Annotated in this window: 20 protein-coding genes; 11 read left to right on the top strand and 9 right to left on the bottom strand. The window is 71.9% G+C overall.

Annotated elements, in window-relative coordinates; translation table 11 throughout:
• Nucleotides 1-276: 276 nt before the first annotated feature.
• The 7 genes from ACGFH9_RS20140 to ACGFH9_RS20170 all read left to right on the top strand — a co-directional run bounded on the left by ACGFH9_RS20140 (nt 277) and on the right by ACGFH9_RS20170 (nt 8,216).
• A complete protein-coding gene (locus tag ACGFH9_RS20140) occupies nt 277-750 on the top strand; it encodes a hypothetical protein (protein ID WP_355238667.1) in 474 nt (157 codons plus the stop codon).
• Between the two features lie 44 nt (nt 751-794).
• Nucleotides 795-950 (top strand): DUF4177 domain-containing protein, encoded by a 156-nt coding sequence (locus tag ACGFH9_RS20145; protein WP_007466198.1) that lies wholly within the window; start codon nt 795-797, stop codon nt 948-950.
• Nucleotides 951-1,005: 55 nt separating this feature from the next.
• Nucleotides 1,006-1,467, top strand: a complete 462-nt coding sequence (locus ACGFH9_RS20150; RefSeq protein ID WP_393221388.1) for a RidA family protein — start codon at nt 1,006-1,008, stop codon at nt 1,465-1,467.
• 114 nt (nt 1,468-1,581) lie between these two features.
• Nucleotides 1,582-2,412: an MBL fold metallo-hydrolase gene (locus ACGFH9_RS20155; protein WP_393221391.1), complete on the top strand. Its 831-nt coding sequence runs from the start codon at nt 1,582-1,584 to the stop codon at nt 2,410-2,412.
• Nucleotides 2,409-5,978: an adenylate/guanylate cyclase domain-containing protein gene (locus ACGFH9_RS20160; RefSeq protein ID WP_393221394.1), complete on the top strand. Its 3,570-nt coding sequence runs from the start codon at nt 2,409-2,411 to the stop codon at nt 5,976-5,978. Before ACGFH9_RS20155 ends, ACGFH9_RS20160 begins: the two co-directional genes overlap by 4 nt.
• Nucleotides 5,979-6,134: 156 nt before the next feature.
• Nucleotides 6,135-6,680 (top strand): hypothetical protein, encoded by a 546-nt coding sequence (locus tag ACGFH9_RS20165; protein ID WP_393221396.1) that lies wholly within the window; start codon nt 6,135-6,137, stop codon nt 6,678-6,680.
• Nucleotides 6,681-6,710: 30 nt separating this feature from the next.
• The gene (locus ACGFH9_RS20170; protein ID WP_393221399.1) at nt 6,711-8,216 is read left to right on the top strand and encodes a serine/threonine-protein kinase; all 1,506 of its coding nucleotides are present in this window, start codon (nt 6,711-6,713) and stop codon (nt 8,214-8,216) included.
• On the opposite strand, the gene ACGFH9_RS20175 is transcribed toward ACGFH9_RS20170, so the two are convergent.
• Nucleotides 8,203-8,544, bottom strand: a complete 342-nt coding sequence (locus ACGFH9_RS20175) for a hypothetical protein (protein ID WP_393221401.1) — start codon at nt 8,542-8,544, stop codon at nt 8,203-8,205. The genes ACGFH9_RS20170 and ACGFH9_RS20175 overlap by 14 nt on opposite strands.
• Nucleotides 8,545-8,713: 169 nt before the next feature.
• Here ACGFH9_RS20175 and ACGFH9_RS20180 point away from each other — a divergent pair, with 169 nt between their 5' ends.
• Both ACGFH9_RS20180 and ACGFH9_RS20185 read left to right on the top strand, forming a co-directional pair.
• Entirely contained in the window at nt 8,714-9,655 is a 942-nt protein-coding gene (locus ACGFH9_RS20180; protein ID WP_393221403.1) for a transporter substrate-binding domain-containing protein, read from the top strand.
• Entirely contained in the window at nt 9,652-10,788 is a 1,137-nt protein-coding gene (locus ACGFH9_RS20185) for a hypothetical protein (protein ID WP_393221406.1), read from the top strand. The genes ACGFH9_RS20180 and ACGFH9_RS20185 overlap by 4 nt, the downstream gene beginning before the upstream one ends.
• Nucleotides 10,789-10,807: 19 nt before the next feature.
• On the opposite strand, the gene ACGFH9_RS20190 is transcribed toward ACGFH9_RS20185, so the two are convergent.
• The gene (locus tag ACGFH9_RS20190) at nt 10,808-11,077 is read right to left on the bottom strand and encodes a hypothetical protein (RefSeq protein ID WP_393221409.1); all 270 of its coding nucleotides are present in this window, start codon (nt 11,075-11,077) and stop codon (nt 10,808-10,810) included.
• A complete protein-coding gene (locus ACGFH9_RS20195) occupies nt 11,074-11,292 on the bottom strand; it encodes a hypothetical protein (protein WP_393221412.1) in 219 nt (72 codons plus the stop codon). Before ACGFH9_RS20195 ends, ACGFH9_RS20190 begins: the two co-directional genes overlap by 4 nt.
• 311 nt (nt 11,293-11,603) lie before the next feature.
• On the opposite strand from ACGFH9_RS20195, the gene ACGFH9_RS20200 reads away from it, so the two are divergent.
• Nucleotides 11,604-12,425, top strand: a complete 822-nt coding sequence (locus ACGFH9_RS20200; RefSeq protein WP_393221414.1) for a helix-turn-helix domain-containing protein — start codon at nt 11,604-11,606, stop codon at nt 12,423-12,425.
• Nucleotides 12,426-12,434: 9 nt separating this feature from the next.
• Complete coding sequence (locus tag ACGFH9_RS20205; protein ID WP_393221417.1) at nt 12,435-12,632, top strand: DUF397 domain-containing protein; 198 nt, start codon at nt 12,435-12,437, stop codon at nt 12,630-12,632.
• 132 nt (nt 12,633-12,764) lie between these two features.
• Here ACGFH9_RS20205 and ACGFH9_RS20210 read toward each other — a convergent pair whose 3' ends face one another.
• The 6 genes from ACGFH9_RS20210 to ACGFH9_RS20235 are packed head-to-tail and all read right to left on the bottom strand — an operon-like array spanning nt 12,765 to nt 21,190.
• Nucleotides 12,765-13,928: an acyl-CoA dehydrogenase family protein gene (locus ACGFH9_RS20210; RefSeq protein ID WP_393221420.1), complete on the bottom strand. Its 1,164-nt coding sequence runs from the start codon at nt 13,926-13,928 to the stop codon at nt 12,765-12,767.
• Complete coding sequence (locus ACGFH9_RS20215; protein WP_393221423.1) at nt 13,925-15,922, bottom strand: acetyl/propionyl/methylcrotonyl-CoA carboxylase subunit alpha; 1,998 nt, start codon at nt 15,920-15,922, stop codon at nt 13,925-13,927. Before ACGFH9_RS20215 ends, ACGFH9_RS20210 begins: the two co-directional genes overlap by 4 nt.
• Before the next feature lie 18 nt (nt 15,923-15,940).
• Entirely contained in the window at nt 15,941-17,542 is a 1,602-nt protein-coding gene (locus tag ACGFH9_RS20220; protein ID WP_393221426.1) for an acyl-CoA carboxylase subunit beta, read from the bottom strand.
• Complete coding sequence (locus ACGFH9_RS20225; RefSeq protein WP_393221429.1) at nt 17,539-18,735, bottom strand: acyl-CoA dehydrogenase family protein; 1,197 nt, start codon at nt 18,733-18,735, stop codon at nt 17,539-17,541. Before ACGFH9_RS20225 ends, ACGFH9_RS20220 begins: the two co-directional genes overlap by 4 nt.
• A complete protein-coding gene (locus ACGFH9_RS20230; protein WP_393221432.1) occupies nt 18,732-20,396 on the bottom strand; it encodes an acyclic terpene utilization AtuA family protein in 1,665 nt (554 codons plus the stop codon). Before ACGFH9_RS20230 ends, ACGFH9_RS20225 begins: the two co-directional genes overlap by 4 nt.
• Nucleotides 20,393-21,190, bottom strand: coding sequence for a TIGR03084 family metal-binding protein (locus ACGFH9_RS20235; protein WP_393221434.1), 798 nt, complete (start codon nt 21,188-21,190; stop codon nt 20,393-20,395). Before ACGFH9_RS20235 ends, ACGFH9_RS20230 begins: the two co-directional genes overlap by 4 nt.
• Nucleotides 21,191-21,223 lie beyond the last annotated feature (33 nt).

A 21,223-nucleotide genomic window follows, 5' to 3' on the forward strand; every position in this document is an offset into this window, starting at 1 on the left:
CCGTCCGACCGGAAGGGTAGCGGCCAGCCGTGGGTTCGGTGTCGCCCCTACCGCGCCGTACGTCACCCATCGACCCGGAGAAGCGGCCAGTGACACCACCGCAATCGGGATTCCTGCCCACAGTCTGTCAAATATGTGACTCCGGGTGACTGATCGTGCGCGCCCTGTTGGCTTACCCGCTTCCGCGGACCTACCTTCGTCCCGGTGCGGGGGACCGGAACGGTTGGTTGATCCCGACCGGAAGCGTGATCCGAGAGGTACGACCGGAGGCAGTTCATGCGCGACGCGGACAACATCCCTCGCACCCAGTTTCCGACGAACGACCGGCAGCGGCGGCTCGGGTCCGCGGGTGAGTTCACCGGTGGGCACCTCGGCAACCTGCCCATCAACGAGCGGTCGTACCGTCGGGTTCCGGAACCGCCGGACATGGCCCGGGCGTCGAACCGACTGCGGGACGACGACGAGCCTGGCTTCGTCATCCACCTGCCGATCCGGGTGCCCGACCTGGCGGCGGCGACCGTGCTGGCCAACCGGGTCGCCGTGTCGCTGGGCTTCCTGCCGGAGCTGGACGCCGGTGAGACGACCGTGTCCAACGCGGACGACCAGAACAACAGGCACCGGGTCTTCTGCGACCTGTTGCTGCCCGACCGTTCGCGCTGTCCCCAGGGGTACGGGCACGACGGGCCCTGTGGAGAGCTGCCGGCCACGCCGGAGCAGCGTCCCGCGCCTCGCCCGGCCAGCGGACCGTAGGCTGTGCCTCGACGAAGTCCGCACCATGAGGGAGCCCTCCAGCGATGCAGAAGTGGGAATACTCCACGGTCCCTCTGCTGGTCCACGCGACCAAGCAGATCCTCGACAACTGGGGTGAGGACGGGTGGGAACTCGTCGCCGTGGTCCCCGGCCCGAATCCGGATCAGCTGGTGGCGTACCTGAAGCGGCCCAAGGCGTGAGGGCGGGAAGTCCGGCGCTGCGACGTTCCGCGATCGCGAACGAAGAGGTGACGCGATGAGCAACGGTCCGCACGCCAAGCTCGCCGAGCTGGGCCTCGAGCTGCCCGACGTGGTCCCTCCGGTGGCCAGCTACGTGCCGGCGGTGCAGTCCGGGCAGCACGTGTACGTCTCCGGTCAGGTGCCGATCGCCGACGGCAAGCTCCTGGCTACCGGCAAGGTCGGTGCCGGGATCTCCGCCGAGCAGGCAAAGGACCTCGCCGAGCGGTGCGCGCTCAACGCGCTGGCGGCGGTCGACTCGCTGGTCGGCCTGGAGAACGTGGTCAAGGTGGTCAAGGTGACCGGGTTCGTGGCCTCGGCCCCCGGGTTCGTCGGCCAGCCCGCGGTTGTCAACGGTGCCTCCGACCTGTTGGGCGCCGTCTTCGGCGAGGCCGGCCGTCACGCGAGAAGCGCGGTAGGCGTGGCCGAACTCCCCCTGGACGCCCCGGTGGAGATCGAACTGATCGTCGAAGTCGCCTGACCCCGCCCGCGATCTTGCACTTTCTGTCCCGACGAATGCCGTGAACAGGTACGAAGCAACAGCAGGAAGTGCAAGATCGCGGGGAGTGGGGGGCGGCGTCGTACGATCGCTGCCATGAGCGGGCACTCGACGGGGGCGGCAGCGGCGTTGGCCGAGGAGCTGCCGACCTGGGTTTCGCTGCTGCGCGCGCCCAACCCGGGGCCGATGACCCTCGACGGCACCAACACGTGGGTCCTGCGCGGGCCACGGGCCGAGTACGCCGTGGTGGTCGACCCGGGGCCGGCCGACGAGGGGCACCTCAAGCGGATCGCGGAGCACGGCCCGATCGGGCTGATCCTGATCACCCACGGCCACGCGGACCACACCGAGGGCGCCCCGAGGCTCGGCGCGATGCTCGGCGGCATGCCGGTGCTCGCCGCCGACCCGGCGCACACCAACGGCGGGACGCCGTTGAGCGCCGACACCGTGCTCGACGAGAGCCTCGGCATCCGGCTGCTGCCCACCCCCGGGCACACCGCCGACTCGGTCTGCCTCCTGGTCGAGCACGACGACGAGCAGGTGGTGCTCACCGGTGACACCATCCTCGGTCGGGGCACCACCGTGGTGGCCCACCCCGACGGGCACCTCGGCGACTACCTCCGCAGCCTGGAGCTGCTGTCCGCGTACTCCGGAATTCCCGCGCTGCCCGGACACGGCCCGGCGCTGGCCGACTGCGCCGCGGCCGCGTCGTTCTACCTCGCCCACCGCCGGGCCCGGCTCGACCAGGTCCGCGCGGCGGTCGCCGCCGGCGCGCGGACGCCCACCGACGTGGTCGCCGCCGTCTACGCGGACGTCGACCGCTCACTCTGGTGGGCGGCGGAATGGTCGGTACGTGCCCAGTTGGAGTATCTGGGCGTCGACACCGGGGAATCTGCGCCGGGGGTCAGTGGGTTGGAGCACATGTGACCTGCCCGGTGTGCGGAACAGTCGCTGTCCCCGGCGCACGGTTCTGCCACAACTGCGGTGCCGCGCTGCCGGCTGCCGCCACGTTGCCGGCGGCCGAGCGTCGGGTCGTCACCGTTCTCTTCGGTGACCTCTCCGAGTTCACCTCCTGGTCGGAGGACCTCGACCCGGAACGCGTTGGCGCGGTCACCGACCGCGTGCTCGCGGCCCTGGCCGGCGCGGTGAAGACCTTCGGCGGGCACGTCGACAAGTTGACCGGCGACGGGATCATGGCGGTCTTCGGCGCCCCGGTGGCGCACGAGGACGATGCCGAACGGGCCGTGCGGGCCGCCCTGTCGATGCAGCGGGCCGTGCGCCGGGTGCTGGACGACGAGCGCGGTGGCGGCGCGCCGCTCGGCCTGCGGGTCGGCCTGAACACCGGCGACGTCATCGCGGGCATCCAGGCCGCCATCGAGTACACGGTCATCGGCGACACGGTGAACACCGCCGCCCGGCTGGCCGACGCCGCCGCCGTGGGCGCGGTCTACGCCGGTGGACGTACCGCCGCCGCCACCCGACACGTCGCCTCGTGGCGGGCGCTGCGCCCGCTGCGGCTCAAGGGTAAGCGCGAGCCGGTCGAGGCGTACGAGCTGCTGGGCCTGCTGGACGCGCCGGGCACCCGCTCGGGTCTCGGCGACGAGGCGCCCTACGTGGGTCGGGAGACCGAGATCGGGCGGGTCGCCGGCCGGCTCGCCGAGGTCATCGACCAGGGTGATCCCCGTGTGCTGCTGATGACCGCCGAGGCGGGCATCGGCAAGTCCCGGTTCGCCGCCGAGGTCGAGCGCCTCGCGGCCGGGTACGACGTGGGCGCCGGCCGGTACGCGGCGCACACCGGCGCCCGGGTGCTGTCGGTGCGCTGCGCCGCCTTCGGTGAGCGGCGTCGGCTCGCACCGTTGGCCGACCTGGTCCGCGCCGCGGTCGGTCTGCCCGCCGACGCAGCCACCGCGCTGACCCGGCCGGCGGTGGAGGAGCGGCTGCGACGACTCGGTCAGCGGCTCGCCCGCACCGGCGAGACGGCACCGATCGTCAACGACCAACTGCTCGCCCTGCTCGGCTACGCCGAACTGCCCGCGCACGGCGGCACCGACAACGGCGAGTGGGGCGCACCCGCCGCCGACGCCGAGGCGGTGCCGAACGCGGTGGCCGACCTGCTCAGCGGGCTCGCCGCGGAAGCGCCGCTGGTGATCGTGGTGGACGACCTGCACGACGCGACCGCCGAGACCATCAGCGCTCTCGGGCTGACCCTGTCCCGACTGGCCGGTCCGGTGCTCGTCCTGCTGCTCGGGCGCCCCGAACTGGTCCGTACCGCCGGTGCGTTGACCCGCGTCGCGGACGCCGAGGTGCACTCCCTGCCGCCGCTGCGGGGTGCCGACGCCGCCCGCCTGCTCACCAGCTACCTCGGCGGCGGAAAGTTGCCGCCGGCCGACGCGGACCGGCTGCTCGCCACCGCCCAGGGCAACCCGTTCTACCTGGCCGAGCTGGTCACCCTGCTGATCGAGCGCGGCGCGCTGACCACCGCTGCCGGCACGCGGGGCCAGGACTCGTCCGGCTGGCGGCTGGTACCGGGCTCGCTGGGCAGCCGGCTGCTCTCCCGGGACCTCGCGGCCGTTCTCGCCGCCCGCATCGACGCGCTGCCACCGGACGCCCGCTCCGTGCTGCGCGACGCCGCCGTCGTCGGCGACACCGTCCCGACCGGCTCGCTCGAAGCGCTTCGTGAGCAGCGGGCCGGCCGGGACGGCAGACCGTCGGCGGTGGTCGCCGTGGAGTTCGACCGGGCCGTCGAGGAGCTGCTGCAACGCCGCATGCTGCACCGCACCCGCACCGGATACGCGTTCGCCACCCCGCTCATGCGCGAGGCCGCGTACGCCGGGGTGAGCAAGGCCGAACTGGCCGAGCGGCACGCCGCGCTGGCCCGCTGGGCCGCGCCGGCCGAGGGTGTCACCGCGGGCGGTTTCTCCGAGGAGACCCGCGACGACTTCGTCGCCGCACACGTCCAGCGGGCCGCCACGCTCGCCGACGCGGTGAAACTACGGCCGGACGCGTCGGCCCGCGCCGTGGTCCCGCTCGGGATCGCCGCGCTCGGCCGGGCCGCCCGCCGGTCGCTGTCCGCCGGGGAGCCCGCACTCGCCGTCGAGTACGCGGAACGCGCCAGCGAACTCGCCCGCGACGGGGGCGTGCCAGCGGACGACCGGGTGGTGCACGCCCGCGCGCTGCTACAGATCGGTCGGGTCGTCGACGCGCTCGCCTTCGCCGAGAAGATCGCCGCGAACACGGGGGACGACGCCACCCGGGCCAGCGCCCTGCTGCTCGCCGGGCAGGCCCAGCAGACCCTCGGTGACCAGGACCGGGCGGAGGCCGCCTGGCAGGAGGCGTTGCAGGTGGCGACCGCCGGAGGGCTGCCCACGCTGCGCGCGTCCGCGATGCGCCGGCTCGGCATGGGCGACTTCGTGGCCGGTCGACTGAGTCAGGCGAGCAGCAGGTTGGCCGCCGCGTACCAGGTCAGCCTCGGCGCGCAGGATCGGCGTGGGCAGGCCTGGTCGCTGCAGAACCTGGCGTGGGTGACCACCACCCGGGGCGACTTCGCCGGCACCGACGCGGTGCTCGCCCGGGCCGCCCGGCTCTTCGCCGAGTTGAAGGACCCGTACGGTCGGGCGTGGCTGCGCGGCACCACCGCGTTCGCGCGGCTGCTCGCCGGCCGGTTGCAGGAGGCGTGCCGCCTGGCCCAGGTCTTCCTGCCCTTCGGCGAGCGCGTCGGCGAGGCGTGGGCGGTGGGCACGCTGCGCGCGGTCGCGGCATTCGCCACCGCCGAGCTGGGTGAGCTGGCCGAGGCGGACCGGGAAGCCCGCCGCGCGTACCGCGAGTTCGCCGCCGTCTCCGACGACTGGGGGCGCGGGTTCGCGCTGGTGGTCCGTGCCGTCGTGGCGCGCGGGCTGGGCGAACCGGAGCACGCCGCCGACCTGCTCACCGACGCCCTGGCGTACGCCGATCAGACCTCACACCCGCTGCTCACCGGAATGGCCGGCACGCTGCGCGGCTCCGTGGCGCTGGACATGGGCGACCACGAGACCGCCGAGCAGGCCGCCCGGGCGGTGCTGACGGCCGTCGAACCGCACAACCCGCAGGCGCCGGCGCAGGTCGCGCCCCGGGTGCTGCTGGCCACCGCCCGACTGGCGGCCGGTGACCCGGCGACCGCGGTCGGACTGCTCGCCCCCGTGGCGATGGCCGCCGCCAACGCGCCCTCCCTGCTCCTGTCCCGCCGCCAGACCATGGCCCGGTACGCGTCGGCGCTGCTCGCCCACGGTCAGCGGGAGCAGGCGCTGGACTGGGCCCGACGGGCGGTCGCCGCACCTGCGGAGGACGTACGCAGTCAGGTGATCGCGGCGAGCGTGCTCGCCGAGGCGTTGGCGGCCTGCGGCTACCCGGCCGAGGCCCGTTCCTGCGCCAACGAGGCGGTCCGCCTGGCGTACGCCACCGAACAGCGCAGCGAACGACCGGCTGCCAAAGCCCTACAGGAACGCCTGACCCCCTGACCGGGCCTCGCTCACCGCAGTGCCGGTGGGTGGGTTTGGGAGTTGGGTGGGTTTTGGCGGTTCTGGGGATGTGGTTGGCCCGGGGAGCGGCTAGCGTGTCACCACCGCGCGGTGGTCCACAGTGGTGACCGTCGCCGTGCCTGGGGGAGGCTCACCTTGAAGCTGCCGCGTTCCGTCGCCGGCTGGACCATTGCGGTCTTCGGCATTCTGGCGCTCGTGATGGGTGCCGTCGGGCTGCTCTGGCCGGAGGCGCAGTTGCGCATGCTCGGGTTGGAGGTGCCGGCGACGCGTTCCCCCGGTGACCACACCGGCACGTTCCTGCTGGCCTCGTCGATGGCCGCGTTCAACATGGGCGTCTACTACCTGCTCGCGACGGTCACCGAGTGGCGGCCGTTCTACCGCTTCACGGTGGTCTTCCGGTTGGTCACCTTCACCGTGTTCACGATCGCCGTGCTGGCCGACATCGCCCCCGACCGGTTCTTCGGCGTCGCCGCGTGGGAGGGGCTCGGCGCTGTGGCCACCGCGATCGGACTCCGCGTGGACGCCCGCCGGGCCACGCCGACCGCCCCCGTCGCCGAGTCGGCCGACCCCGCGCCGGCCGCCCCCGTCGGGTCCGCATCGGCTGGCGTCGACGCGTCGCCGGGAGCCGCTGCGGAGACCTCCGGTGCGACCGGTGCCGCTTCGGCGGATGCGGCGCGCTGAGCCACCGGCGGGGTTGGGTATTTTCGAGCGGTGACCGACACCTCGACCGGCGGCTTGCGGGTGCCGATCGTGCCGGGTCTGACTGATTTGCGGGTGTTTGCCCGAGGCGGTTATGCGACTGTCTACCAGGCCACCCAGATCTCGGTCGACCGTGAGGTCGCCGTCAAGGTCGAGAATCGCACGCTGGACAGCGAGCGCGACCAGGCCCGCTTCCTGCGCGAGGCGCGGGCGGCCGGGCGGATGTCGTCGCACCCGCACGTGGTGGATCTCTTCGACGTGGGTGTCACCGTCGACCAGCACCCGTACCTGATCATGGAACTGTGCGACGGCTCGTACGCCGAGCGGATGCGCAACTCGCCGCTCGGTCCGGTGGAGGCCCGCGACCTCGGCATCAAGATCGCCGACGCGTTGGCGCACTCGCACGGCGCCGGGGTGCTCCACCGGGACGTGAAACCCGCCAACATCCTCTACTCGAACTTCAACTCGGCCGTGCTCGCCGACTTCGGCCTGGCCGTGCTGGCCGAGGCGCGGGACGCGTCGGTCACCCTGGAGGTGCTCACCCCGGCGTACGCGCCACCGGAGATGTTCAGCCACAGCCCGCCGTCGCCGGCCGTCGACGTGTACGCGCTCTGCGCCACCCTCTACGCGGTGATGCACGGCCGACCGCCACGCTGGCAGTCCGAGCGCAATCCCAGCCTGGTGACCGTGCTGGAAATGTTCAACCAGCCGATCCCCGGCCTGCCCGGCGTGCCGGACGAGCTGATCGACGTGCTGCGACTCGGCATGGCCAACGATCCTGGCGACCGGCCGTCCGCCCTCGAACTGCACGACCTGCTTGCCACACTGCCGTTCGGCGGGCCGGCCGCCCCGGTGAGCGGTGCCCCGGTCAGCGGTGGCCCGACCCGGCCCGGCCCCGGCCTGTACGGCACCGGCCAGCCCGGCGTTCGTCCCCCGGTCGAGGACTCCCGCCCCAGCGTTCCCGGTGGCCGCCGCTGGCGGCGGCGCTGGTTCCTCGGAGGCGCCGGAGTGCTGGCGCTCGCTGCCTCGGCCACCACCGGTGCCTTGATCGCCAGCAGTGACGCGCCGCCCGACCCGTCCCCCTCGGTGACCAAGGTCGCGGCACCGGCGACCGGGCCGCTGCCCGGTTGCTCGACGGGCGCCGGCGCGCCGACCGGGCTGCCCAGCGGCGCTCGGTGCCTGCCCGAGCTGGAGTGCTTCGGCCCGGTACGCATCCGCGGCAGCCGCGCCGAGGCGGCCCGGGTCCCCTGCGACGGCCGGCACACCTGGGAGACGTACGCCGAGGGAATCCTGCCGGTGCCGCTCGTTGGCGCGGGTTACGACGAGGTGGTCGCCGCCGAGCAGGTACGGCAGGTGTGCAGCGCGACGACGTTCCGGCTGACCACCGAGATCACCCAGCTGGCCGGCTGGCATCTGGAGGTCCTGCCACCCGTGGACGGCAACGTCGACCGGGTCTATCGGTGTCTGGCGGGTCGGGGCGTCGACGCGCTCACCATCCCCACGCTCACCGGTCGCTGAACCCGCCGCGCGTCCGACCCCGGTCACGCACCGCACGCAACGCGTCCCGGCTGTCCAGCGCGTCCAGCGTGTCCGCGTCGATCCCGTACGGCATCAGGTCCGGCGGTCCCGTCGGGCTCGGCTGGTCCGCCGGCTTTGGTTCGTTCCGCTGACGCGCGGCCGACACGGCGACCACGGTGACCATGGTCAGCAACACGCACAGCAGCGCGAGAACCACCCCGACGAGGTCCTGCCGGCGCAGGACGACCAGCAGGACGAGCAGCGCGAGGGCTCCCGGCGCCGCGACCGCCGCCACCATCCGCGCATCGATCCTGGACAGTCGATTCACCCTTCCAGCATGTCGTGACCCGGGCTGCTGTCAACCGGAGAGGCGATACGCCACGCCGATCGGCATTGATCGAACGGACGAGCCGACGTGACTGAACGGTACGCACACGCACTGGACTGCTCTCGCTACTCTCGGTGTTCCGCAGGCTTCACCGTCAGCGAGGTCGCCCATGAACGTACGCAGTCCCCAGTCCCGGCTCCGCTCGGTCGCGACGACGCTGGCGGTCGCCCTGGCCCTCACCCTTGCCGCCGCCGCCGGATGCGACAGCCGCAAGGAGCCGGACCTGTCCTCCGTGCAGGAGAAGATGCGCGAGTCGCACATCTACGGTCAGTCGAAGCTGCGCATCGGCGTCGCCACCAACGAGCCGCTGATGGGCGACCTCCAGAACGGCCAGCATGTCGGCTTCGACGTCGAGATCGGTCGGTTCATCGCCGCCTCCCTCGGCTACGAGGGCGAGCAGCAGTTGGAATTCGTGGCGGTGGCCACCGAGGACCGGATTCCGTACCTGCAGGGCGGCACCGTCGACCTGGTGGTGTCCAGCTTCTCGATGACCGAGGAGCGCAAGAAGGTGGTCAGCTTCGCCGGGCCGTACTTCGTCACCACGCAGGAGGTGCTGGTGCCGGTCCGGCTGAAGGACAAGATCCGCACCATCGAGGACCTGCGGAACCCGGCCTACAAGATCTGCACCAGCGGTGGCTCCACCACCGAGACCGAGTTGGAGAAGCGCCAGGTCAAGGCGTTGGTGGTGAAGGACGTCTGGGACTGCGTGAACGGCATCCGCGCCGGTCGGTACGACGCGGTCAGCTCGGACGAGACGATCCTCGCGGGCTTCCTCGCCTCGTACCCGAAGGAGTTCGAGATCGTCGACCTGCCCTTCGGTACGAGCGAGCTGTTGGGCATCGGTGTGCCGATCGGTGACCCGGCACTGCGTGACCTGGTCGCGTTCTTCCTGCAGAAGAGCTACCTACAGGGGCGCAACGGGCAGGCCAGCCCGTGGCAGACGGCGTACAACCGGACCCTGGGCCCGTGGTTGCGCGTCGAGAAGAGCCAGCCACAGCCGCTGGAGGTACCGGAGCTTGTCGACTTCGACGACAAGGCGCCCCGGCGGTGAGCGCGGCGCGGACCGCGACCGGTGACGCGAGCGCCGACGGCCCGGTGCCGACGCCTCGCGCGTCCGTGCCGCCGGACCACGTCGAGGCGGACGCCGACGAGGGCCCGAGCGCCGTACCCGTCGGATCGGCCACGGACGCGGTGCCGGCGCGGTCGGACCCGACGGAGCGGCGGGCGCGCGCCAGCCAGTCGTTCTGGACCGCCGCCGTGGGCGTGCCGGCGATCTTCTCGGTGCTCCGGCTCGGCGTGGAGGCGGGCGGGGAGCTGCAGACCACGCTGTTGCTGGTCGCGAACGTCGGGACGGTCAACCTGCTCGCGGGGTTCCTGACCACCGCGGCCCGACTGCTCTCCACCGGGCTGGTCGCCGTCTTCGCGCTCGGCACGGTGCTGGCCGTGAGCGTGGAGCGCCTGTCGCCGGGCACCCGACGCCGCCCGCTCTTCGCCCGCTGGGCGGACCTCACCCCGGCGTGGTTCGTGCTGGCGAGCTTCCTGCTGGCCCTGCTCACCTGGCCGCTGCTCTACCTGCCGCTGTTGCTGCCGGCGTTCGTGGCCGCGTTCCAGCTCCGGCCGGAGCGGTTGCACGAATGGGTCGTACCCCGGCTGTTGGCGATCGTCGCGCTGTTCGCCGGGTACGGGTGGCTGATGCTCCCCACGCTGCGCGACGCTGGCGCGCAGCGTGAACTGCTGGTGCTGGCCCTTCTGGTGGTTCCGCCGGTGCTGGCGCTGTTCATCGCCGGGCCGCTGCCCGGTGTGGTGATCCGTCCGCTGGCGTCGGTGACCGAGGTGGCGGTGCTGGCCATGCTGGTCTGGGCCGCGCTGCCGGTGATCAGCACGCCGGTGTTGCCGCTCACCGTCACCACGGTGGGTGCCGAGAACGGCCCGACCGAGGACGTACGCGGGCACGTGGTGACCACCGACGACGTCAACATGGTGATCCTGCAGGAACGGGGTGGGGTCCGGTACGTGCCGGTCGGCCTCGTGCGGGCGCAGGTGCTCTGCCCCAGCGAGGAGGAGCTGCCCCGGCACCGGCTACGCATCCACGACTTCCACGTCGAGGACTCGCTGCTGGAAGGGCTGGGCCGCCGCGTACGGCCGGTGCACCGCATCGACGCCGCCTGCCGCGCCCCCGGCTGAGCGCCGGCGACACCACGGGTTACCTGACTCGTACGCGCGAACTGGACCGCCTCGGTTGACCACCCGCCGGGGCGATTCGCCGTTGGATGACCAGCCCGGCCCTCATGACGTACACCTCGCGCTTGGCGGTGGCGTTGCCCCGCGCGTCGAGCACGTATCCGGTCACCCAGATCCAGTCGTGGTAGGGGTCGGGCTCGCCAACGGACACCACACGCAGCATCAGCGCCCGGTCCCCGCTGAACTGCGGCGAGCAGGCGGCCCCGATCAGCACGACGTCTCCCGGCTTCACGCCAGCCACCCGAGGAACCGGCGGTACACGGCGTCGGCGGGAGCCCAGGTCATGTCCTGCGTAGCTGCCGCCAGGTGCGAGCCCAGATAGATCCGGAGGGCTACCGGCGACGCGGCGTACTCCCCCAGCAGCTCCAGGCGGCTTGTGGCACAAGGCCAAGGCCGATCGCACGCCTCACACAGCCACAACGGCAGCACCGGTCCGTGTGTGGTCATCGGCTCTCACCTGGCCAGTGACCCCGGTTGATCGGGATCTTGTGTCTGGCGCGACACGGCAGCTCGTTCCCGCACTTGCAGACGTTCCGCCACCTGATCCATGACCACACCGGCTTGTGCCTGCGAGCCAAGGTCATTGCTACCGCCGTCAGGTACTCCCTGTCGTCACATGCCGACCCATCCGCACTCCCGCAAGATCAAAATGATTCTCTAATCTGCAAGTCCAAATTAATCGTACGGATGGAGTCACGGTTTGGGAACACACCGTGAGGGTCTACGCCACGCGGCGTCAGGTCGGCCATACTCGGGCGATGGTCAATCCGACGATTCAGCGGCGGCGGCTCGGCAACGAGCTGCGCAGGGCGCGCGAGGCAGCGGGCAAGACGCAAGATGAAGCTGCCGAGGTGATCGACTCTTCATCGAGCAAGATCAGCCGGTTGGAACTGGGCCAGTCCGGCATCCGCCTTACCGACCTCAAGCTGTTGCTCGACTTCTACGGGGTGGCCGGCGACGAAGCCGAGCCCTTGCGTGACCTCGCGCGGGCAGGTCGGCAGCGTGGGCGGTGGAGCGGCTACCGCAACGTCGTCCCGGACTGGTTCCGGCAGTACCTCGACCTTGAAGCCGATGCGGCAGAGATCCGGTGGTACCAGCCCGAAGTCATCCCCGGCATTCTTCAGGTCGAGTCCTACATCCGAGCGATGATCGACGGTGACGACGTAGATCGACAGATCGCAGTGCGGCTTGAACGACAGGCGGTCATCGATCGCGAGGACGGGCCGGAGTTGAGCCTGATCCTGAGCGAGTCGGCGCTACGGCGAAACCTCGGTGACCGGGCGACCATGCGAGAGCAGTTGCTGCACATCGCAGAGGTCAGCTGCCGCAAGAACGTGACAGTGCAGGTGTTCCCACTCAACGCTGCGACCTACGTAGCCTCGTCATACAACTTCATCGTTCTGCGGTTCGGGGAGGCATCGGACGTTATCTACGTCGAAACCTTCACCGACGCCGACTACCTTGACAGTCCCGATGCCGTCCGGGCATACACTCGGTTATGGGATCGCCTCCAGGCGGCAGCCCTCGGGCCGGTAGAGTCCCGCAAGCTAATCCTGCGGATCGCAGACGAGATCAAATAGAGGTTGACCATGATGACCCCGGACCTCACTAACGCGGCGTGGCGGAAGTCCACACGGAGCGACAGCAACGGTGGCGCGTGCGTCGAGGTGGCAGGCAACCTGCCCGGCGTGGTCGGGGTCCGGGACAGCAAAGACCAGCGGGGACCGGTGCTGTCGTTCAACCCGTCCGCCTGGTCGTCGTTCGTCCAGGGGCTCAAGCGTCGGTGACTGGCCGAACGCCCCCCGTCCGCGTGGATGGGAGGCGCTGGCTAAGGGGCGCTTCTTGGGCCGTAGCCACCCATGGGCTCCGACGCCCGTTGTCGTGCCACACGACACCTCGGCCGCGCTCAACCGTCGCCCTCAGTAGGACTTCTCCTGACCGAGGACGTGCTGGGCGACGAAGTTGAGGATCATCTCCCGGCTGACCGGGGCGATCCGGCCGGCCCGTACCGCGCCGAGCAGCGTCGCCACCCCGTACTCGGTGGTCATGCCGGTCCCGCCGAGGGCCTGCACGGCGGTGTCCACGGCGAGCGCGGCGGCCTCCCCGGCCGCGTACTTGGCCATGTTGCCGGCCACCCCGGCCTCCAGGTCACGACCGGCGTCGTAGAGGGTCGCCGCCTTCTGGATCATCAGTCGGGCCAGCTCCACCTGCACGGCCGCGTGCGCCAGCGGATGCGACACCCCCTGGTGCGAGCCGATGCTCCGACCACCCCAGACCTTGCGGGTGGCGGTGTACTCGCTGGCGCGCTCGATGGCGTACCGGCCGGTGCCGGCGCCCATCGCGGCCACCGTGATCCGCTCCGGGTTGAGCCCGGCGAAGAGCGCCGGCAGCCCGGCGTCCAACGACTCACCGAGCAGCGCGTCGGCGGGCACCCGCACGTCGTCCAGGTAGAGCAGGAACTGGTTCTCCGGCGAGACGATCTCCATGTCCAGCTTGGACCGGGTCAGTCCGGCAGCATCGGTCGGCACCAGGAACAGGGCGGGCTTGAGCTTCCCGGTGGAGGAGTCCTCGGTCCTCGCGACGACGAGCACGTGACCGGCCTCGTCGACGCCGGAGATGTAGCACTTGCGGCCGTTGAGCACCCAGTCGTCGCCGTCGCGGCGGGCGACCGTGCCGAGGCGGTGGAAGTTGGAGCCGGCCTCCGGCTCGGTGATCGCGAAGACGATCTTCGCCGAGCCGTCCGCGAGACCGGGCAGGTGCCGTTTGCGCTGCTCCTCGGTGCCGTGTCGGGTGATCACGGTGGCCGCGATGGCGGGGGAGACCACCAGCAGCAGCAACGGACACCCGGCCGCGGCCAGCTCCTCGCAGACGATGGCCAGCTCGGTGATGCCGCCGCCCCCGCCGCCGTACTCGGTGGGAATGTTGACCCCCAGGTAGCCGAGCCGGCCCGCCTCGGTCCACAGCTCGGTGGTGTGCTCACCGGCCTTGGCCTTCTCGACGAAGTAGCCGTGGCCGTACCGGCGACCGAGCGCGCGCACGGCGTCGCGCAACTGGTCCTGCTCTCCGGTGAGGTCGAAGGTCATCGGTGGTCCTCCTCGATAACGGCCAGCACGACGCCCGTCCGCACCTGACCGCCGGCCGGTACCGGCAGTTCGGCGACCACGCCGTCGACGGGGGCGAGTACGGGATGTTCCAACTTCATCGCTTCCAGCGTGAGCAGTGGATCGCCGGCCGCGACCCGCTGGCCGACCTCGACGTGCACCCGGGTCACCGCGCCCGGTAGCGGCGCGAGCAGCGACCCGGCCGCCAGCTCCACCGTCGGCAGCGGGAGACGCGGCAGCTCGGCCAGGCTCGCCGCCCCGTCCGGGCCGTCCACGAAGACCTGCGACCCCACCCGGTGTACGCGGAACGCCTGCCGGACCCCGTCGACGTCGAGCACCGCCCGGTCAACGGTGGCCTCCACCAACTCCACGGTGGACGCCCCGGTGTCGCGGTCGTCGGTGTCGCGTTCCACCGACCACTCGGCGAGCCGGCCGGTGCGGTCGAGGCGGTAGCGCACCCCGATCTCGCCGTCCGGGCCGCCGAAACGGGTGATCTGTGGGACGGCCGGCACGTTACGCCAGCCGGAGGGGAGCCCGGCGAGGACCGGAGCGTCCGCCCGACGCCGCACGGCACCGGTGAGCGCGGCGGCGAGCGCGGTGACCGGGAGTCGATCGGCGGGGAGCAGCGGGGCGAAGACCTCCGGGTGCCGGTCCAGGAATCCGGTGTCGATCTCGCCGGCCGCGAACCCGGGGCTGCGTAGCACCCGGACCAGCAGGTCGCGGTTGGTCGCCACCCCGTGCAGCTCGGCCCGCGCCAGCGCGCCCGCCAGGGCGCGTACCGCCTCGCCGCGGGTGGGTGCCCAGGCGATCACCTTCGCCAACATCGAGTCGTAGTGGACGCCGACCGCCGAACCGTCCACGACTCCCGAATCGAGACGCAGACCCGCCCGCTCGATCCAGCGGAACTCGCGGTCGACCCCGGGCACGTGAAAGCGGTGCAGCGTGCCGGTGGCGGGCCGCCAATTCTGCGCCGGTTCCTCGGCGCAGAGCCGCACCTCGATCGCGTGGCCGCGGGTGTCGGGGTCGTGGTGCTGCGCCGACAGCGGCTCGCCCTCGGCGACCAGCAACTGCAAGCGGACCAGGTCCAGCCCGCCCGGCGTGACCAGCTCGGTGACGGGGTGCTCCACCTGGAGCCGGGTGTTCATCTCCAGGAAGTAGATCGCCCCGTCGGGCGTCAGCAGGAACTCGACAGTGCCCGCGCCCACGTAGTCGACAGCTCGCCCGGCAGCCAAGGCCGCCTCGTGCAGACGCTCCCGCACCTCGGCCGCCACGAGACCGGGCGCCTCTTCGATGATCTTCTGGTGGCGGCGCTGGATCGAGCACTCCCGGACGCCGAGGACGTGCACGGTCCCGTGCGTGTCCCCGAAGATCTGCACCTCGACGTGCCGGCCACGCTCGACGTACCGCTCGATGAAGACCGTGCCGTCGCCGAACGCCGCAGCCGCCTCGCGGCGCGCGGAGGCGACGGCCTCGGCAAGCGCGGCGACGTCCCGGACGATCCGCATGCCCCGGCCACCGCCACCGGCGGACGCCTTCACCAGCACCGGGAAGTCGGTGACCTCGTCGGCATCGGTCCAGCTCGGCAACATCGGCACGCCCGCCTCGGCGAGCAGTGCCTTCGCCGCCAGCTTGTCACCCATCGCGGCGATGACCTTGGCCGGTGGCCCGACCCAGGTCAGGCCCGCGTCGGTCACCGCCGCCGCGAAATCGGCGTTCTCGGCGAGGAACCCGTAGCCCGGATGGACGGCGTCCGCGCCGCTGCGCCGGGCCGCCGCCAGGATCAGGTCCACCCGCAGGTACGTCTCGGCGGGGGTGTCACCGGGTAGCCGGACCGCCTGGTCGGCCTCGGCGACGAACGGCGCGTCGGCGTCCGCGTCCGAGTGCACCGCGACGGTCTGCACGCCCATCGCCCGGCAGGTGGCGAAGACCCGGCGGGCGATCTCACCCCGGTTGGCCACGAGCAGTCTGGTGATCATCAGCGCTGCGCCTGCCTCTCAATGCCGGAAGACGCCGAAGCCGTCGGCGCCCTTCACCGGTCCGTTGTGGATCGCCGAGAGACAGAGCCCGAGGACGGTACGCGTGTCCCGAGGGTCGATCACCCCGTCGTCGTAGAGTCGGCCGGAGAGGAACAGCGCACCCGACTGCGACTCGATCTGCTGCTCGACCATCATCCGCATCGCCGCGTCGGAGTCCTCGTCGTAGTCCCGGCCGCGGGCGGCGGCAGCCTGCCGGGCCACGATCGACAGCACACCGGCGAGCTGCGCCGGACCCATCACCGCCGACTTGGCGTTCGGCCAGGTGAACAGGAACCTCGGCTCGTACGCCCGGCCGCACATGCCGTAGTTGCCGGCCCCGTACGAGGCCCCGAGGTTCACCGTGAGGTGCGGCACCGTCGAGTTCGACACCGCGTTGATCATCAGGGCGCCGTGCTTGATGATGCCGCGCTGCTCGTACTCGGTGCCGACCATGTAACCGGTGGTGTTCTGCAGGAAGATCAAGGGGGTCTCGGAGGCGTTGGCGAGCTGGATGAACTGGGCCGCCTTCTGCGCCTCCGCGCTGAACAGCACCCCGCGCGCGTTCGCCAGCACGCCCACCGGATAACCGTGCAGCTCGCCCCAACCGGTGACCAGCGAGTCCCCGTACGCCGGCTTGAACTCGTCGAAGTCGCTGCCGTCGAGGATGCGGGCCAGCACCTCACGCGGGTCGAACGGCACCTTCAGATCGGAGCTGACGATGCCGAGCAACTCCTCCGGGTCGTACTTCGGCGGCGTCGGCACGGTTGTGCGAGGAGGAGGGCCATGCTTGTGCCAGTTCAGGCGGCGTACGCACTGTCGGGCCAGCCGGATGCCGTCCCGCTCGTCCTCGGCCAGGTAGTCGGCCAGCCCGGACGTGCCGGCGTGCATCGCCGCGCCGCCCAGCGACTCGTCGTCGGTGACCTCGCCGGTCGCCATCTTCACCAGCGGCGGCCCGGCCAGGTAGACCTGCGACCGGTCCCGAATCATGATCACGTGATCGGACATCCCCGGCACGTACGCCCCACCGGCCGTCGCGTTGCCGAACACCACGCTCACGGTGGGGATGCCTGCCGCCGACAGACGGGTCAGGTCACGGAACACCCGACCGCCTGGGATGAAGATCTCCGCCTGGCTCGGCAGGTCAGCCCCGGCCGACTCGACCAGGTTGACCATCGGCAGCCGGTTGGCCAGGGCGATCTCGCCCGCTCGCCGGGTCTTGGCGAGCGACCACGGGTTGACCGCGCCGCCGCGTACCGTCGGGTCGTTGGCGACGATCAGGCATTCCACGCCCTCGACGACGCCGATGCCGGTGACCACGCTGGCGCCGACCGGGAAGTCCGTGCCGTAGGCGGCGACCGGCGACAGTTCGAGGAACGGGCTGTCCGCGTCGACAAGCAGTTCGATCCGCTCCCGGGGCAGCAGCTTGCCGCGCGCGTGGTGCCGGCTCACGTACTTCTCGCCGCCGCCGGCGCGCGCCTGATCGAGCGCGGCATCCAACTCGGCCAGCCGCTCCAGCAGGGCCGCCCGGTTCGCCGCACAGCCCGGCGCGGCCGGGTCGATCACGCTGTCCAGAGTCGTCATAGGCCCATGCCTTTCGCGATGATCTCGGTCATGATCTCGGTGGTGCCGCCGCCGATGCCGAGGATCCGCGCGTCGCGGTAGTGCCGCTCCACCTCGGCGTCGCGCAGGTAGCCGAAGCCACCGTGCAGTTGCAGCGCCTGGTCGACGACGTGGTCGCAGGCGGCCACGGCCACGTTCTTCGCCATGGCCACCTCGGTCACCACGGGCTCGCCGGCCGCTACCCGGGCGGCCACCTCGTGCACGTACGACCGGGCGGCCTCGGCCCGCGTGTGCATCTCGGCCAACCGGTGCCGGACCACCTGCCGGCCGACCAGCGGACGCCCGAAGGTCTCCCGGTCCCGACACCAGCGCACCGCCAGCTCCACGCAGCGCTGCGCGGTCGCGTACGCCTGCGTCGCCAGCGACAACCGTTCCGCCGCGAAGTGCTGCATGATCGCCAGGAAGCCGGTGTTCTCCGCGCCGATCCGGTTGGTCACCGGTACCCGCACGTCCACGAAGGACAGCTCGGCCGTGTCCGAGCAGTGCCAGCCCAGTTTCTCCAACCGGCGTCCCACGGTGAACCCGGGCGAGTCCTTGTCGATCACGAGCAGGGTCAGCTCACCGCTGCCGGGGAAGTCGGTGCACACCGCCGTCGTCACGAAGTCGGCCCGGTGACCGCTGGTGATGTAGGTCTTCGACCCGTTCACCACGTAGTGGTCGCCGTCCCGGATGGCGGTCGTGCGGATGGCGGCCACGTCTGAGCCGCCGTCCGGCTCGGTGATGGCCAGGGCGCCGATCATCATGCCGGCCAGGGTGGGTCGGACGTACCGCTCGATCAAGCTGTCGTCACCCGGCGACGAGGCGCCGGTGAGTCGACCGCCCAGCGATCCACCGGTACGGGCACCGGCGGCGGCGACCATGTGCGGCAGCGCGATGCCGTGCGTGAACAGGGCCGCGACCAGCCCGGACGACCCACCGGCGCGAATCAGCTCCTCGGTCACGATGATCGAGTCGAGCAGGTCGCCGCCGCTGCCGCCGACCGACTCGGGAAAGCCGATGCCGAGCAGGCCCAGCTTCGCGGCCGTGGCGTGCAGCGCCCGGGGGACCTCGCCGGCCCGCTCCCAGTCGTCCAGGTGCGGCAGCACCTCCCGGGTGACGAACGCCCGGGTCAACTCGCGAAGCTGTCGGCGCTCCGGGGTGTTCGCGATGCTCATGGCGTGACTCCTGCCGGCAGGTCGACGATCCGGGCGCGGAGCAGCTCGCCCAGCGCCTTGGCCTGCGGATCGAACCGGGTGGACGCGGCGACCCCGGCCCCGAGCAGGCCCTCGATCACGAAGTTCACCGCGCGCAGGTTCGGCAGCTCGTAGCGCCGGACGGTCAGGTTCGCCGTCTCGGGCAGCAGCTCGGCCAACCGTTCGACGGTCAACCGGGCGCGCAGCCAGGCGTACCCGGCATCGGAGCGCGCCCAGACGCCGAGGTTGGCGTCCCTACCCTTGTCGCCGGAGCGCGCGCCGACCAGCTCACCGAGCGCTCCGCGCCGGGTCGGACCGGTGACCGCCGCGTCGCCGCCCGACGCCGTCTCGTCCGGCGTGGTCGGTGTCGTGCGGACGGGCGGGGCGATCGGTACCCGCTCGCCACCGGGCAGGACCGCCACGTGCCCCACCTCGCCCTGCGGAACGGTGTCGGCCGTGAAGACGCCGTAGGGTGTCGCATCGCCGGGCAGGGTGGTCAGCGTGCAACCCGGATACGAGGCCAGCGCCAGCTCCACGGCGGCGGCCGAGAACGCCCGCCCGGCCCGCGTCCGGTCACTGTCGCGCAGGTGTACGTGCAGCAGGGCGCTGGCCGCCTCGGTGTCGGCGGCGTCCGGGTGATCGGTGCGGGCGAGGGTGAACTCCAGCCCGTCCGTGCCCACCGCCTCCTCGATCTGCCCGCGCACCAGCCCCGCCTTCGCCTCGATGTCCAACCCACAGAGGACGAACGTCATCGAGTTCCGGAAGCCACCGAGATTGTTGACGCCCACCTTGAGCGTGGGCGGCGGCGGTGTGCCCCGCACACCGGTGACGCGCACCCGGTCCGACCCGTCGGGACGCAGCGTCACCGAGTCCAGCCGGGTCACCACGTCCGGCCCCAGGTACGCCGGCCCGCCGACCTCGTACAACAGTTGGGCGGTGACGGTCTCCACGGTGACCCCGCCACCGGTGCCCGGATGCTTGGTGAGCACGGACGAGCCGTCGGCGTGCACCTCGGCGATCGGGAAGCCGGGCCGGTGCCCGCCGTCGGGCAGTTCGGTGAAGAAGCTGAAGTTGCCGCCGGTGACCTGCGCGCCACACTCCAGGAGGTGCCCGGCGACGCTCGCCCCGGCGAGCTCGTCGAGGTCGTCACGCCCCCACCCGTACCGCGCGATGGCCGGACCGACCACCAGCGACGCGTCGGTGACCCGCCCGGTCACCACGACGTCGGCGCCGGCGTCGAGGCAGGCGGCGATCCCGAACGCGCCCAGGTACGCGTTCGCGGTGAGCGCGTCGGCTCGTTGGAGGACGTCGCCCTCGACGTACCCGATCTTCGCCGTCAGGCCCAGGCGGCCGACGAGCGCCTCGATGGCGGCGGCCAGGCCGGCAGGGTTCAACCCGCCCGCGTTGGTCACGATCCGTACCCCCCGGTCGAGGGCCGCGCCGAGGCACGTCTCCAACTGCCGCAGGAACGTCTTCGCGTACCCGAGGTCGGCGTCACGCAGCCGGTCCCGGCCGAGGATCAGCATGGTCAGCTCGGCCAGGTAGTCGCCGGTCAGCACGTCCAACTCGCCGCCGTCGAGCATCTCCCGCCAGGCGGTGAACCGGTCGCCGTAGAAGCCGGAGGCGTTGCCGACGCGGATCATGCCGTGCCTCCGCCGCGGCCGGCCGGCTCGCGGCCGTCGCCCGGCGGCCCGGCGAAGGCCTGCGCCACGTCGAGCCATTCGTCGGCGACCGGGCCGGTGGCCAACAGTGCGAGGTCCGCCCGGTGCCGGCGCCGGGTGACCAGGAGACAGAAGTCCCGGGCCGGGCCGCTCAGCCGGTCGGCGGCGTCCCCCGGACCCCAGGTCCAGGTACCGCCGCCCGGCGCGGCCAACTCGACCCGGACCGGCGTCGTCGGCGCCTCCCGGCCGTGGGCGGCGAAACCGTGCCCGAGGGTACGCACACCAAGGTGCGCCACGTGCCGGAGGCGATCACTGGGGGCCCGGGCGACACCGAGGGTGTCGGCCACGTCCTCGCCGTGTGCCCAGGTCTCCATGATCCGGGCGGTCGCCATCGAGGTGGCCGACATCCGGGTGCCGTACCAGGGCAGCTTCTCGCCGGTCGGGACCGCGACGAGCGCGTCGGTGAGCGCCGTCCGGCCGGTCCGCCAGCGGGCGAGCAGGTCGACGGGTGGGGCGAGGAACGCCTCGGCACCGGCGTCGACCATGCGGGTCGGGTCCGGCGCGGTCATCACCGTGGCGTAGAACGCCTCGGCGTCGGTGGCGGCCAGCAGCGCCATGTGGTCGGTCCAGGCGAGGTGGGCGATCTGGTGCGCGATGGTCCAGCCCGCAGCCGGCGTCGGGCCGGCCCAATCGGCCACCGACAGGGGTGCCACCAGCGCGTCCAGGTCCGCGGATTCGTCGGCCAGATCCGTGAGCAGGTCACTGAGGACGACCATGGTGCCTCCGGTCGGTGCGGGCCGGTGTGGCCG

Origin of the sequence: Micromonospora sp. NPDC049102, from assembly GCF_043197485.1 — a bacterium.
Lineage (GTDB): Bacteria > Actinomycetota > Actinomycetes > Mycobacteriales > Micromonosporaceae > Micromonospora.